The sequence below is a fragment of the Sporosarcina sp. G11-34 genome, from assembly GCF_026931025.1.
Genome location: NZ_JAHNZW010000002.1, coordinates 100888 through 114569, shown reverse-complemented (window position 1 = coordinate 114569; position 13682 = coordinate 100888). Strand labels below are relative to the sequence as shown.

12 protein-coding genes are annotated in these 13682 nt (G+C 38.7%); 2 read left to right on the top strand and 10 right to left on the bottom strand.

Annotation, left to right across the window (positions count from 1 at the left end; genetic code table 11):
- Nucleotide 1: 1 nt before the first annotated feature.
- The 8 genes from KSU66_RS02650 to KSU66_RS02615 all read right to left on the bottom strand — a co-directional run bounded on the left by KSU66_RS02650 (nt 2) and on the right by KSU66_RS02615 (nt 9165).
- A complete protein-coding gene (locus KSU66_RS02650) occupies nt 2-496 on the bottom strand; it encodes a DUF1850 domain-containing protein (protein ID WP_269049872.1) in 495 nt (164 codons plus the stop codon).
- A 12-nt stretch (nt 497-508) separates the two neighbouring features.
- On the bottom strand, nt 509-1555 hold the full coding sequence (locus tag KSU66_RS02645) for a TAXI family TRAP transporter solute-binding subunit (RefSeq protein ID WP_269049871.1): 1047 nt from the start codon (nt 1553-1555) through the stop codon (nt 509-511).
- 577 nt (nt 1556-2132) lie between these two features.
- Nucleotides 2133-3338, bottom strand: coding sequence for an acyl-CoA dehydrogenase family protein (locus KSU66_RS02640; RefSeq protein WP_269049870.1), 1206 nt, complete (start codon nt 3336-3338; stop codon nt 2133-2135).
- 20 nt (nt 3339-3358) lie between these two features.
- Complete coding sequence (locus tag KSU66_RS02635) at nt 3359-4516, bottom strand: CaiB/BaiF CoA transferase family protein (RefSeq protein ID WP_269050155.1); 1158 nt, start codon at nt 4514-4516, stop codon at nt 3359-3361.
- A gap of 267 nt (nt 4517-4783) precedes the next feature.
- Nucleotides 4784-5101: a DUF3870 domain-containing protein gene (locus KSU66_RS02630; RefSeq protein ID WP_269049869.1), complete on the bottom strand. Its 318-nt coding sequence runs from the start codon at nt 5099-5101 to the stop codon at nt 4784-4786.
- Between the two features lie 142 nt (nt 5102-5243).
- Nucleotides 5244-6440, bottom strand: a complete 1197-nt coding sequence (lhgO, locus tag KSU66_RS02625) for an L-2-hydroxyglutarate oxidase (RefSeq protein ID WP_269049868.1) — start codon at nt 6438-6440, stop codon at nt 5244-5246.
- 21 nt (nt 6441-6461) lie between these two features.
- Nucleotides 6462-7754: a (Fe-S)-binding protein gene (locus KSU66_RS02620; RefSeq protein ID WP_269049867.1), complete on the bottom strand. Its 1293-nt coding sequence runs from the start codon at nt 7752-7754 to the stop codon at nt 6462-6464.
- Nucleotides 7747-9165: an FAD-binding oxidoreductase gene (locus KSU66_RS02615; protein WP_269049866.1), complete on the bottom strand. Its 1419-nt coding sequence runs from the start codon at nt 9163-9165 to the stop codon at nt 7747-7749. The genes KSU66_RS02620 and KSU66_RS02615 overlap by 8 nt, the downstream gene beginning before the upstream one ends.
- Before the next feature lie 290 nt (nt 9166-9455).
- On the opposite strand from KSU66_RS02615, the gene rpoN reads away from it, so the two are divergent.
- On the top strand, nt 9456-10754 hold the full coding sequence (rpoN, locus tag KSU66_RS02610) for an RNA polymerase factor sigma-54 (protein ID WP_269050154.1): 1299 nt from the start codon (nt 9456-9458) through the stop codon (nt 10752-10754).
- 98 nt (nt 10755-10852) lie between these two features.
- Here rpoN and KSU66_RS02605 read toward each other — a convergent pair whose 3' ends face one another.
- Nucleotides 10853-12046 carry an iron-containing alcohol dehydrogenase gene (locus tag KSU66_RS02605; RefSeq protein WP_269049865.1) on the bottom strand — a complete coding sequence of 398 codons (1194 nt, stop codon included), beginning with the start codon at nt 12044-12046 and terminating at the stop codon, nt 10853-10855.
- Between the two features lie 129 nt (nt 12047-12175).
- On the opposite strand from KSU66_RS02605, the gene KSU66_RS02600 reads away from it, so the two are divergent.
- Nucleotides 12176-12376, top strand: a complete 201-nt coding sequence (locus KSU66_RS02600) for a cysteine-rich CWC family protein (protein WP_269049864.1) — start codon at nt 12176-12178, stop codon at nt 12374-12376.
- 56 nt (nt 12377-12432) lie between these two features.
- Here the strand turns inward: KSU66_RS02600 and KSU66_RS02595 are convergent, their stop codons facing one another.
- Complete coding sequence (locus tag KSU66_RS02595; RefSeq protein ID WP_269049863.1) at nt 12433-13515, bottom strand: NAD/NADP octopine/nopaline dehydrogenase family protein; 1083 nt, start codon at nt 13513-13515, stop codon at nt 12433-12435.
- Nucleotides 13516-13682: the final 167 nt, after the last annotated feature.

The window sequence follows — 13682 nt, the reverse complement described above, 5'->3', positions numbered from 1 at the left end:
ATCACCCTCGCCCTTTAAATTTTAAATAAATCCAATCATGCAATCTCAAAACTTTATAATGAATTTTAACATTTTCATATTCAGGGACAAAATCGCTCAGTATATACTTTTTGTTATTAATTTTCACATAGTATTGTGATATTGGAATATACATAAGTGAGTAACTTGGGATGATTCGTTCGATTCCCGTAACACGCATAAAACCATTCGGAAGCAGCTCTACTACCCCTTCCGTATCTGGAGTACCTGCTCCATAGGACATATAAATCGTTGATTCAAGGGACAAGTTTCCTTTTTCTATAACTTGATACGTCTCTTCCCATGGAGTCAACTCCACTGAATGACGCCATCCAACGGTCATTTCCTTTGTTTTATTCGGTACAAAAAGAACAGTTTCTTTTTCATTTATTGTTAATAAAAAACCGGATTGGACCGGAATAATAAAAGTTCCGGTTCCAACCAATAAGAAAAGCATAATTATTATAAACTTTTTCATATAGCAGTGGAATTACTCCGTAACTCCTTCTTCATCGAAGTACTTTTTCGCTCCCGGATGAAGAGGTGCGGGAAGACTTTCTAATGCTTTTTTTACATCTATATCCTTAGCTGCGTTGTGACTATTTTGTAGTTGATCAATATTTTCAAACAACGCTTTTGTCATTGCATATACAACATCGTCAGAAACATCTTTATGTGTAATTAAAACGTTGTTGACACCGAGCGTATTCGCGTCTTTTTCCATTCCCTCGTAAACATCTTTGGGGACAATTGTCGGGAAAAATGTTGGATAATCCTTTTGCATTTCTAAAACTTTATCTTCTTCGATTTCCACAATTACAATATCTTTGCTTGTAGCTAGCTCTAAAACTCCAGCGTTTGGAAGTCCGGAAGAAATAACAACTGCATCAATATTTCCGTTTTTCATTCCTTCTACACCTTCTGAAAAGGATAGATAGTCCGCTTTAATATCATCGTACGTCATACCGTAAGCAGCAAATATACGTTTAGCACTTATTTCTGTTCCGGATGCCGGCGCACCAACTGCAACCCTTTTACCTTTTAAATCTTCAATTGTTTTAATACCAGATCCAGCAATTGCAACGATTTGCATATAATTTGTGTAAAGTGATGCAACCGACCGAATATTTTCTTGTGCACCTTGTTCTTCGAAGCTGTCAATCCCTTCATAAGCATCAGCCGCAGCGTCACCCATGGAGAAACCAATTTCTGCTTTACCTTGGTTCAAGGTTGTCGCATTCGCCGCAGATGCAGCAGTAGATTGACTATTAGATTTAGCGCCCAAATCTTGATAGATTTTAGCCATTGTTCCACCTAAAGGAAAGTAGACTCCCGATGAACCACCCGAAAGAATCGTAATAAATTCACCTTTAAGGGCATCTGCATAATCATCACCATTTGTCTTACTATCTTCTGCTTTATCTCCACTACCTGTGTTTATATCATTAGTTGCTTTCCCGTCATTATCGGCATTACAAGCCGCAAGCAGTAGAAATATTGCTATGATCATACTAATAAACGATAGATTTTTTTTCATGATATTATTCCTCCAATTTAAGTTTTATGTACCAATGCTGAAAACGTTCACTTTTCCTGTCGGTCCTTGCTTGATAATATCGGATGAATAAAATGCCTCTTGTCCAATGCTGTTAAGTCTTCCATTATAAATCCCCTCCTAGTATGGTTTTCCTTCAAAACAGTGATCCAACTACTTTTTATCTTCCCGCTAACGAGCATGCTTTCTTTTTCATAAAAATAACCAGGCAAATTATCCAATCGTAATTGAAGTAATTTAACTGGTCACAATCTACTTTTTAATCAGTAGACTCTACAGTTTTTGTTGGCATAGATTGCTTGCGCTTCACGGGAAGTAAGTAGCGACGAAATACTTTACATGTGAAATCGTTGTTGCTAGGTGTCAATATAACTCGCTTTTAGTTGAAAGTCAATTCAATATTTTCTAATTATAGAGACGGAAAGCTTGCCTTAAGTATTTTAAAGCATCTTTCAACAAATTTCGCAAAATGTACATCCTTAGTTGAAAACGCTTACAACTGTATGTAAAATTAAGTGCCATCTGTAAAACATCTACAGATGACACCCACTTTTTCAGTTTATGATTTAATTAGTTCTTCTTCCCAAGCAGGAAGCATTTGGTTTAGCTGTTTATCTTCACGATAGCCCAATACGTACTCTGCTTGCATGATTGTATGGATTTCGCGTGTTCCTTCGTAAATGACTGGTGCCTTGGAATTACGTAAATAGCGTTCTACTGGGAACTCATCTGAATAGCCATTAGCTCCATGTATTTGAACGGCATCATCCGCTGCTTGGTTCGCAAAATCACAAGCCTGCCACTTCGCAAGTGACGTTTCTCGCGTATTTCTTTTCCCCTCATTTTTCAGTACGCCTGCACGGTAAACGAGCAAACTACTCATTTGGAATCCTGCTTCCATTTTGGCAATCATTTGTTGGACAAGTTGGTGTCTACCAATTTGTTTTCCAAATGTTTCACGTGTATGGCAATACTCAACACTTGCTTCGATACAAGCCATGATCTGCCCAACAGCGCCTGCTGCTACAGTGAAGCGTCCATTATCAAGTGCCGCCATCGCAATTTTGAACCCTTCGCCTTCTTGGCCAAGCAAGTTCTCTTTTGGAATTTTAACATCTTCGAAGAATAGCTCCCCTGTATTTCCAGCACGGATTCCGAGTTTTCCTTTTGTAGCTTTCGAAGAAAAACCTTCCCATGTGCGCTCTACGATAAATGCAGAAATTGCTTTATGTTTATCTGCTTTGTCTCCTGTATAAGCGAAAACTAGGAAGTTATCCGCAATATCACAAAGAGAAATCCATGTTTTTTGTCCATTTAAAATGTAGTGATCTCCTTGTTTCACAGCAGTTGTTTCAAGTGCCGCTACATCCGAACCTGCCGCTGGTTCAGTTAAACCAAATGCACCGATTTTTTCACCTTTTGCTTGTGGAACCAAATACTTTTGTTTCTGTTCTTCATTTCCCCACTGCAATAGTGTCAAACTGTTTAAACCGATATGAACCGATACAGCCGTACGGAAAGCTGTGTCTCCGCGCTCTAGTTCCTCACAAACGATTGCTAATGAATTGTAATCCATTCCGCTTCCACCGTATTGTTCTGGTATACAAACGCCCATCATTCCGAGTGCCGCAAGCTTTGTGTAAATTGCTGGATCCGATTGGCCTGCACGGTCCCAATCACCGATATGTGGCATAATTTCCTTATCGACAAATCCTCTTACCGTACTACGTAACATATTCTGCTCTTCTGAAAATGAAAAATTCATTATATAATCTCTCCCTTTTTTTAAGTTGTTTGTTTAAGATCTAATCGACTTAAGATTTCATCATTATGTTCCCCCGGATTCGGTGGATGGTATTTCATTTGAACAGGTGTCCTCGATAACTTAAGTGGACTACCTATCATTTTAATAGGCCCCGCCGTTGGATGTTCCTGCGTAATGAACATGTCGCGCGATTGAAGTTGTTTATCATTCACAACATCTTCCAAGTTCTGAATCGGGCCACTCGGAATATTATTCTTTTTACATTGTTCCTGCCAATACGCCGTTTCTTTCGTTAAAAAAGCCTCTTGCAATAAAGGAACAATTATATCCCTGTACTCCACACGCTTTGGATTCGTCTGAAAACGTTCGTCCGTTGCGTACTCGGGTTTACCCAATACATTACAAAGTGCCTTGTATTGGTTGTCGTTTCCGACCGCAATCACCATTTCACTATCTAATGTTTTGAACGTCTGATAGGGAACAATATTTGCATGTATATTTCCAAGAGCTGATGGAACTTTTTCAGCCATCAAATAGTTACTCCCGATATTAACTAACGAACTTACCGCTGTATCGTAAAGCGAAATATCAAGCTTCTGCCCTTTTCCCGATTGTACGCGTTCAAGCAATGCCGCCTGAATTCCAATGCATGCATACAGCCCAGTCAATACATCTACAATCGCAACACCGTATTTTTGCGGTCCTGATTCTTTCGTACCCGTGATGCTCATTAACCCGCTCATCGCTTGAATGATAAAGTCATATCCGGGCATATCTTTTTCCGGACCCGTTTCACCAAAACCTGTGATCGAGCAATAGACAATACGAGGATTGAGTTTTTCAAGCACATCATAACCTAAGCCAAAACGATCCAACGTCCCCGTTTTGAAGTTGTTAATAATGACATCGCTTTCGAGGACAAGTTTTTTAATGATCTCGACGCCTTCTTCGGATTTCAAATCTACAGTAATTGCTTTTTTGTTTCGATTCGCACTTAAATAATACGCACTGACATCATTTTTAAATGGGGGTCCCCATTTACGCGTTTCATCGCTCCCACCAGGCGCTTCCACCTTTAAGACTTCCGCACCCAAGTCTCCCAAAATCATCGTACAATAAGGGCCTGCAAGAACACGCGACAAATCGAGAACTTTAATATTATTTAATGCCCCAGCCAAACCTTCACGCCCTTTCTTCAAACCAAAAAGCCAATTCAAAAAGACCACAGATTCGCTGTTAGTCATGATGAACTGGCTTTTTATCTGCGATGAGAAGTTCTGGTAAGAACTTTCTGCAGATTAGGCAGTATTGGCTTTTCATATTCCGTAATGCTGATCATGTGTAATGAACGTTTAAACGTTTCGACATGATTCCTTACTTCCAATACTAGTACATAATTTCAAGTTTGTAAACTAAATAATTTAATTCGTTCAAATATTCTACAATTAAACTCTCGAAGTTGTGTATGCTTCATAATGCTTATATAAGTCCTTTAAGGCAGACATTAACGCATTTCCAGCCTTCCCTAAGTAATGGTTTTTCACAACTTCCAACGGTTTTTCAATACCATCTTGTAAACTATGCCCACGCAACATATTGTGAACAAACTCTTGTCCATGCACTGTCGCTAACGTACAACTTGCCGTAACAATGACGCCATACTTTTTGTCGATTTCTGCCGTAATTGTCAATGTTTCATACATATTTTGTGCCGCCATTCCCGCCGGCAACCTCGCATGCCCCGCAATAAAAACTGTATTCATAACGCTTCATACCCTTCTCAGACGAATTTTGGCAATCTACTAGTAACAATGCCATTCATACCTTAAGGATACAGCAATAAGACTATGTTGAATAGCGTTTCTACAATAAATAGTTAGTTTATTACGAACCTTTTTTATACTTTTAACGGTTTTTTATCCGTTCGATTTTATCAACAATTTCTTTTCCAATCTCCAATGCCGCGGTTGCAGCCGGTGAAGGTGCATTACATACGTGAACACTACTGCGTCCGTTAATAATAAAGAAATCGTCTACCATGCTACCATCGTTTTTAAGCGCTTGGGCTCTTACACCGGCCGGAGCCGGGATCAAATCATCTTCCGAAATATCTGGAATAAGATTACGGGCGTTCTCAACGAACTTTTTTTTGCTAAACGACCGAATGATTTCTTCTATACCTTCTTTAGAATTTTTCAACCCCATTTTCCAATAGCCCGGGTACGTAATCATTTCACTAAAATCACGTAAATTAAAAGATAACTTATTATACGCTTCTCTTTTAAAACCCGGAACGGCATTTGGTCCTACATCGACTTGCCCATCAATCATTCGTGTGAAATGCACCCCTAAAAACGGAAAGTCTGGGTTTGGCACTGGATATATTAAGTTTTTAACAAGTGGTCTTTTGGACTCTTTCAGCATAAAGTATTCTCCTCGGAAAGGAACAATCTTCATATCTATTAAATAGCCCGCCATCTTCGCTATTCGGTCACTATGCAGTCCGGCGCAATTGATCAGAAACTTTGCCTTGTATGTTTCATTTGTTGTTTCAACTGTTATTTCATTAAACTGTTCATCAATTGCCTTCACTTCGGCGTTATTCTCGATTACCCCTCCAGCATCACGAATCAGAGCCGCCATTTTTTCCGCAACCATTTTATAATTTACAATTCCCGTCGCTGGAAGATGAATTGCTTGGACTCCATTTACGTGAGGTTCTTTCTCAAATAGCTCTTCTTTACTTAGTTTAGTAACTTCAAGGCCATTCTGGAGTGCCCTGTCGTAAAGCTTCTCAAGTTCAGGCAACTCTTTTTTATTCGTGGCCACAATTACTTTCCCACAAATATCATGAGCAATTTCGTTCTTCCGACAAAAATCGCGCATACTTTCGCTACCTGCTTTAGCAAACTTCGCTTTATAACTTCCCGGCTTATAATAAATTCCCGAGTGAATAACCCCGCTATTATGTCCCGTTTGATGCTGGGCAAGTCCCGATTCTTTTTCTAATATTGTAAGGGTCGCCTTGGGGTTTCTTTCAAGAATGGTCATTCCTACTGCTAAACCTACAATTCCCCCACCAATAATTAAATAATCCTTCATTAGATATCCCCCATTTTTACTTCAGCTAATTCCACAAGACTCTGCAATTATTTCTACAAGATGAACAACTTCAATTTTATCCTGCAAGCCTTCACGCTTCACACCTAATACTAATTGAAGGTGACAACCTGGGTTCGTCGTAACGATTACTTCAGGCACTATCTTTTTTACATGTTTCATTTTATCGTCAAGAACTAGCATTGACTCTTCATGATGAACAATATTGTATATTCCGGCTGAGCCACAGCACATATCTTTTTGTTCTATTTCCACATACGTAATACCTGGAATACTTTGTAACACTTGCAAAGGTTCATCAGTAACACGTTGGACGTTCGTTAAATGACACGATGGCTGATAAGATACGTATTTTTTGATGCTTTTTGTGAACGACAATCCGAGTTTCGACAAAATAACGCTGATATCTTGATTCTTTTCAGCAAAATCCGTTGCTCGTTTAAACCATGGATCGGATTCATCGAAATACAGTGGATATTCGACTAGAGCGGCACCACATCCTCCAATGGCATTAACGATGTGGTCAAGTTCGTATTTTTCATACGCTTCAATATTCTTTTTGGCGAGGGCTATTGCCTGATTCCTTTCACCCGCATGATGTTGAAGGGCGCCACAACATCCTTGCTCTTTTATCGTAACAACTTCGCAACCGCCCATTTCTAGAAGTTTAATTGCAAGATCATTCACATTCGCAAAAAATGTATCCATTACACAGCCCGGGAAATATCCAATACGTAAACGTCCAGGATTCTTTTCTAAAGAAATAGTACTGTTTCTTTTCAATGGAAGTTTAACTTCAGGCGTAATCGATTCCATGCGTTTAATCGATGAAGGTAAGACTGATAATAGTTTAGATTTTCTTACAACGTTAATCATTTTCGTTTTCTGAAGAATATAAAGCCCCTGCCCCATCAGTTTCAGTACTTTTTTATTTGGTAATGTATGATGGAATACAATATTTCTTAACGCTTTTCCCCTACGTCTGCGGTCTTTCTCCCTATATTCAGCTAATACATTTACAGCCGAAGTAAGAATTTTACCGTATTCCACATTCGTCGGACAGACCGTTTCACAAGCTCGACAACCTAAGCAAAGATCAATTGGATTTGCCATATCATGAATCGAAATCTTCCCTTCGGCAGCCATTTTGACTAGATTAATTCTACCTCTTGGCGAATGTGTTTCTTTCCCAAAGGACATGTATGTAGGACAGGCGGGTAGGCAATATCCACATTGAACACAACTGAACGTCTCATCATAAGCTAGTTTCTCTCTTAATTCTTTTTCATTAATCATTTCGCAACTCAAACCTTTGCCCCGATTCTGGAAAAATCTTTCCCGGATTTAATATATTTTGTGGGTCCCAAGCTTCTTTAATCAGTTTCATCATGTGTAAACCGTCTGTACCTAATTCCATTTCCATGAATGGTGATTTCATAAGACCAATTCCATGCTCACCTGACAAGGTTCCCCCAAGACTTACCGCTGCTTCAAAGATTTCTTCCACGGCCTGTTCAACTCGACGCATCTCTTTTTCATCACGCTGATCAGCAATAATATTCGGATGCAAATTTCCATCTCCCGCATGACCAAAAACGACTAGATGAATATTATATTTTTCTCGGATTTCCTTTAAACGTTGAAACATTTCCGGAATTTTACTGCGGGGAACAGTTGCATCTTCTGAAATTTTTGTCGGTTTGATTTTGACGATTGCCGGTGAAACAAGCTTTCTTGCCTGCCATAACTGCTCGGCTTCTTGATCATTCTTTGCCACTTGCACGCGTCTTGCGTTGACCGCCATACAAGCATCTGACACAATCTCCATTTCATCTTCCAACGCAAGCGGATGACCATCCAACTCGATTAAAAGGATCGCCTCAACATCCGTAGGCAATCCAAGAGAAGCATATTCTTCAACAGCAATAATCGAATGCCGATCCATTATTTCCATTTTCGAAGGCATAATACCTGAACGAAGTACTTTAGATATCGCACGTCCAGAATCTACAATTTCATCAAATAAAACCATAGCTGTTTTCGTAGCCATCGGTTTTGGAATAAGCCTCAAGGTTGCCTCTGTAATTATGCCTAACGTACCTTCTGAACCGACAATTAACTTCGTGAGGTCATATCCCGTTACATTTTTCACAGTCTTGCCACCAGTTCGAATGACTTTTCCTTGCGCTGTTACTACTTCAAGCCCAAGAACATAGTCTTTCGTTACACCATACTTCAACCCCCTCGGTCCACCTGCGTTTTCAGCAAGATTTCCACCGATTGTTGAAACGTGCGCGCTACTTGGATCGGGAGGATACATAAGTCCAAAGTCACCAGCTTTTGCATTAATGTTTGCAGTAATAACACCTGGTGAAACAATTGCGACTAAGTTATCTGGATCGATTTCAAGCTTCGTATTCCACAAAGAAAAGTCGAGTACAATTCCACCTTTAACAGGGAGCGGACCACCGCTCAAACTGGTGCCTGTCCCTCTTGCAACAATTGGTAGTTCATATTGCCCCGCCAATTTAACAATTTCGACAACCTCAATTGTTGCCATCGGTTGGCAAACAAAGTCTGGTTTATAAACACCAAAAGAAGCATCAAAAGAATAGCTAAACAAATCATGGACTTCTGTTAATACCCTTGAAGTATCACCGACTGCTTCGACAAGCTTTCCAATAATCAACTCTCTTTGCCTGTCCATTTTCACACCTCCTATTCATACATGTGGCGAGTTTTTATCGATTGAAGATGACTCCACATTGCCTTTTTTGCTTTATCCGGTTCACCGTTCATAATCGATTCAAATAGTACACTAGCCTCAAAAAAAGGGGCAAGATTCATGTTCCTTCTATAAAATATAAGCGCTAAAGAAGAACACAAGAAGAGTTTCTAAGAATTTTCAAAATGAATTAAGTTATCAGTCTATGTTATAATGAAGAGAGTGTAACCGCTTGCACATACTAATTTATCAAGGAGGAGAAGAAATTGAAAATGGTTCTCCAACAAAGACAAGAACTCACTTTAAGAATGACAGTCGAATTAAGACAAGCCATTGAGCTACTTCAATATTCTACATATGAGCTTTATGACTACATAAAAGAGCAGGAGTTAGATAACCCCTTAATCGAATTAGAAGAACAAACAAACGACGATACATATAAAGAACGATTAAATAGAAACTCAAGTTCAACGAACTCATCTACATCGCCGCTAGACTATATAAAAAGCAATGACATAGGAATGCGAAACAAGTTATTTGAACAGGCTAGGTTTTTATATGAAGATATCCAGGATCGAAAATTAGTCGGATTCATCTTATTTAATATCGATGATAATGGTTATTTACGATTTAATGATGATCCCGATCCAAGTTCTACATTTAGCGAAACAGAAATCACTAGGGGGATTCACCTTCTGCAACAACTGGGTCCAATCGGGATAGGCGCAAGAAGCTTAAAAGAATGTTTGCTCTTGCAAATAACTTATGAATACCCAGAACAAAAGTTGGCAGAAAGCCTAGTCGACAATTACTTAAGCTTACTAGCGAACAGAAAATGGAACGAAATTGCTTCCCTTATGAATCTTTCATTAGCTGAAGTAAAGGAGATTTCCGATTTTATTAAAACGCTTAATCCTAAACCGTGCTCTTATATGTCCGATTTTACCGCCGAGTATTTGAACCCGGATATAATTGTAGAAAATAAAGGAGAAGGCATTTCATATTACATAAATGATGGGTATTTGCCCACAATTCATTTTAATAATGAATATTCTCCCTTACTTAAAACGAACGATGATACTGCAAAATATATTAATAATAAATTGTCGAATTACAAGTGGTTATTAAGCAGTATCGAACAACGGCGTCAAACAATTTCAAGGATTGTGAAAGTGATTATTAATAAGCAAGAACAATTTTTCAGAGATGGTTTTATCGCGCTAAAACCTTTAACCTTAAAAGAAATTGCGACCGAAATTGATATGCATGAATCTACTGTAAGTAGGGCTACTACAAATAAAGTAATTCAGACACCTATCGGCTCTTTTGACCTTCGGATGTTGTTTACTTCCAAGTTAGAAACCACCGATGGAAATAGTATTTCACAAACAAAAGTAAAAGCACTTTTGAAAAATATAATTGCGAATGAAAATAAAATCAAGCCACTTTCGGATCAAAAAATAGCTGATTATTTCGAGGCAAAAAAAGAGATTACCATTTCAAGACGAACAATTAGTAAATACCGAGAAGAACTTAACATCCCCTCTTCGGCTATGCGGAAAGAGATTTAAATGAAATTCAAAAGGTTGCCTAGGAGGAGATGTACCCTTCCTAGGTAACTTTTTTGGTTAATATACTCAAATGTAATTAGAATAGTCGGGTAACTCCCTCAAAATACTCCACTTCCGCTAAATTGATAGTCATAACAAATTCGGTATAATTCTTCAATCTCACTTTGTGTAGGAATGCGTGGATTATTGTTCGGACTTCCACTCTTTACTGCGTCCGAGGCCATTTTACGAATGACGCTTTCATATTTATCTTGTTCAATTCCCCAATCCTTCAAGTTAGGTATGTTAAGATCCATACAAAGATTTCTAATTTGCTCTACTGCAAAATTAGACGCTCCGTCAATGTCCATTTTATTCGCGTCTTCGCTAAAAATCCTTCCTATTGTTGCAAGCCTTTCTTTACATGCTTCTTTACTAAATTCAAGAACGGCTGGAAGTAACATCGCATTCGATTCACCGTGCGGTACATGGAAAAGTGCCCCTATCGGTCGTGACATTCCATGTACAAGACAAACGGAAGCATTCGAAAAGGCCATTCCTGCATACATCGACCCCGTTGACATGGCCTCTCTTGCTTCCACATCATCTGGATTTTCATATACTCGCTTTAAGTTTGACACAATTAATTTTATCGCGGACAATGCCAAATTGTCCGTCATCGGCTGTGCCCTTTTCGACAAATAAGCTTCCACCGCATGGCTTAGCGCATCCACTCCAGTAGCCGCCGTTACTTTTTTAGGCGATGACATCGACAACAACGGGTCGACAATCGCAACCGCGGGCATAAAGGCTCGTTGTTTAATCATCATTTTTTCATCATTGCTGACATTCGTAATGACAGTTGCATCGGTTACCTCTGAACCTGTTCCAGCAGTCGTCGGTACAGCGATATGCGGCACTGGAGAAATTGCAGCATCTTTCACACCGCCCATATAATCACCTATATAGCCACCATTCGTAGCTAATACAGCGACTGCTTTTGCGGTATCGATGCAACTTCCACCGCCTAGTGAAATAATGACATCACAACGTTTCTCTTTAAATAAAGCTAGCGATTCTTCGACATACAGATCCGTCGGTTCCGAATTGACTCCCGTATATATTTCACTTTGCACATTTTCCGTCCGAAGAAAATCAACACACTTCTCTACATAACCGAGGCTTTCCATAATTTTATCGCTTACAATAAGGGCCCTCATTCCTCTAAGGGATGTTTCTATACCTACCCGATTAAATGCATTTTGGCCGTATACAGTCAATTGCGGCGACCTAAAAAGATTATAGTTCTTCAAACCCATCACTCCATTCTAATTAACACTATCTTACCACAATTCAAACTACTTTAAGAAGTGCTATACTAATAGTTGAGCTTTCTATAATCCAATAAATCAAAACATAGTGCATAGAAAAGGTGATCCTATATGTCAAAAGTACTAAATGAAACGTGTCCACTTTGTAACCAAAGTAATAATTGTTGCAACTCCAAAGACAAGTCTTTAGGTATATGTTGGTGTAACGAAGAAAGCTTTCCTAGAGAGATTTTCAACCAAGTACCACCTGACCAATTAAGAAAACTGTGTATATGCAAAAGTTGTCTAGAGAAATTTAAAATTGAACATTAAAACGACCACTTTCAAGGAACTTACATTCCTTAAAAGTGGTTTTTCTAATTAAATTATTAACCTACTGAAATAGTAAGTGAACCAATTATTTTCTCTAAATTTTCTTTTCCAAGTAACTCTACGGTTCTAGCATCTTGCCTAAAGTCTGTAGTTAGTGCCGCTGAAGCTATGTTGATCAAACCTGTGCAAGTTGGGGTTTCAACGTCTAACATCTGACCCAACGATTCCAGTAATACAAGACCTTCTGGAACATCTTCAGTAATGAATCTCGAATCTGCAACAAATGGACCTTCTGGCGAACTATTTTTCGCATAAGTTATAAATGCTTCTTTTGAATCTATTGTCTGATCCTCAAAATTCCGGAATCTACATGCATCTACATAAGGTATCCTTTTCGCACCGATTTTTTCAAGCACATCCATTTTTTCTTTGTCGAGACTTTCTACCATATTCCAGACGTGAGGCGTGAACACCTCTTTGTACATCCAGTAGTCCCCTTCTGTATATTCAATTCTAGGCATACTCATAATTCCACCAATTGTATGGACAATTAGATTTGGGTTATGAAGAGCTGCTTCAATCACCGAATCGAGATAGATGAAATTATATTGAAGTTCATCTAATTTTTTTTCAATAATTGTTTTATCTTTTTCGGTGAAAATTGCAACAGGATTTCGTACGTTTTTAAATAAAACTTTTACTTTTCCAGGTTCGATAATTCTACAGTCAATTGGAGAACTTTGTGCTTCTACGATTGTGAAGTTTTTATTTCTTTCATGTTTCAAAAAGTAAGCCGTCGACAAATAACCTGGCTCAAGTAACACAATTTGGTCTTCATTCATAAATGGTAGAATTCGTTCAATGACCTGTTCATGGTAATTTGTCTGGACATAAATAATAATCATCTCGGCATCTGTTATTGCTGTTTCAACGTTCGTCGTCACTGCGTCCAGATGTACCGTATTTTCTGCGATACCATCCACAATTGTGATTTCACCTTGATTAGCTTTCAAATACTCAAAATGCTCGTTGTGTAAACCTTTAGAAGTCTTTAGCAAAGTGACAATGTGACCTTTACGTTTCAAGTCAGCAGCAATCGTCGTTCCGCCGTGCCCCGCCCCTACTATTGTGATTTTCATATTGTTCCCTCCACTTTTTTTAGTGTAATACTTGCATCACTTTCAATCAGTGATGAACTCGTTTTTCCACATACAGTTTTCTAAATATTCACTCCTATCACTCAACTATAGCATACTTTCCATCTTTTAACACTATTATCGATAAAAGGAAAGGTTTTTTCACATCA

Bases quoted from the DNA above. Each gene is read 5' to 3' on its own strand.
- KSU66_RS02650 (WP_269049872.1), bottom strand. From the start codon at position 496: ATGAAAAAGTTTATAATAATTATGCTTTTCTTATTGGTTGGAACCGGA.
- KSU66_RS02645 (WP_269049871.1), bottom strand. From the start codon at position 1,555: ATGAAAAAAAATCTATCGTTTATTAGTATGATCATAGCAATATTTCTA.
- KSU66_RS02640 (WP_269049870.1), bottom strand. From the start codon at position 3,338: ATGAATTTTTCATTTTCAGAAGAGCAGAATATGTTACGTAGTACGGTA.
- KSU66_RS02630 (WP_269049869.1), bottom strand. From the start codon at position 5,101: ATGAATACAGTTTTTATTGCGGGGCATGCGAGGTTGCCGGCGGGAATG.
- lhgO (WP_269049868.1), bottom strand. From the start codon at position 6,440: ATGAAGGATTATTTAATTATTGGTGGGGGAATTGTAGGTTTAGCAGTA.
- KSU66_RS02620 (WP_269049867.1), bottom strand. From the start codon at position 7,754: ATGATTAATGAAAAAGAATTAAGAGAGAAACTAGCTTATGATGAGACG.
- KSU66_RS02615 (WP_269049866.1), bottom strand. From the start codon at position 9,165: ATGGACAGGCAAAGAGAGTTGATTATTGGAAAGCTTGTCGAAGCAGTC.
- rpoN (WP_269050154.1), top strand. From the start codon at position 9,456: ATGGTTCTCCAACAAAGACAAGAACTCACTTTAAGAATGACAGTCGAA.
- KSU66_RS02600 (WP_269049864.1), top strand. From the start codon at position 12,176: ATGTCAAAAGTACTAAATGAAACGTGTCCACTTTGTAACCAAAGTAAT.
- KSU66_RS02595 (WP_269049863.1), bottom strand. From the start codon at position 13,515: ATGAAAATCACAATAGTAGGGGCGGGGCACGGCGGAACGACGATTGCT.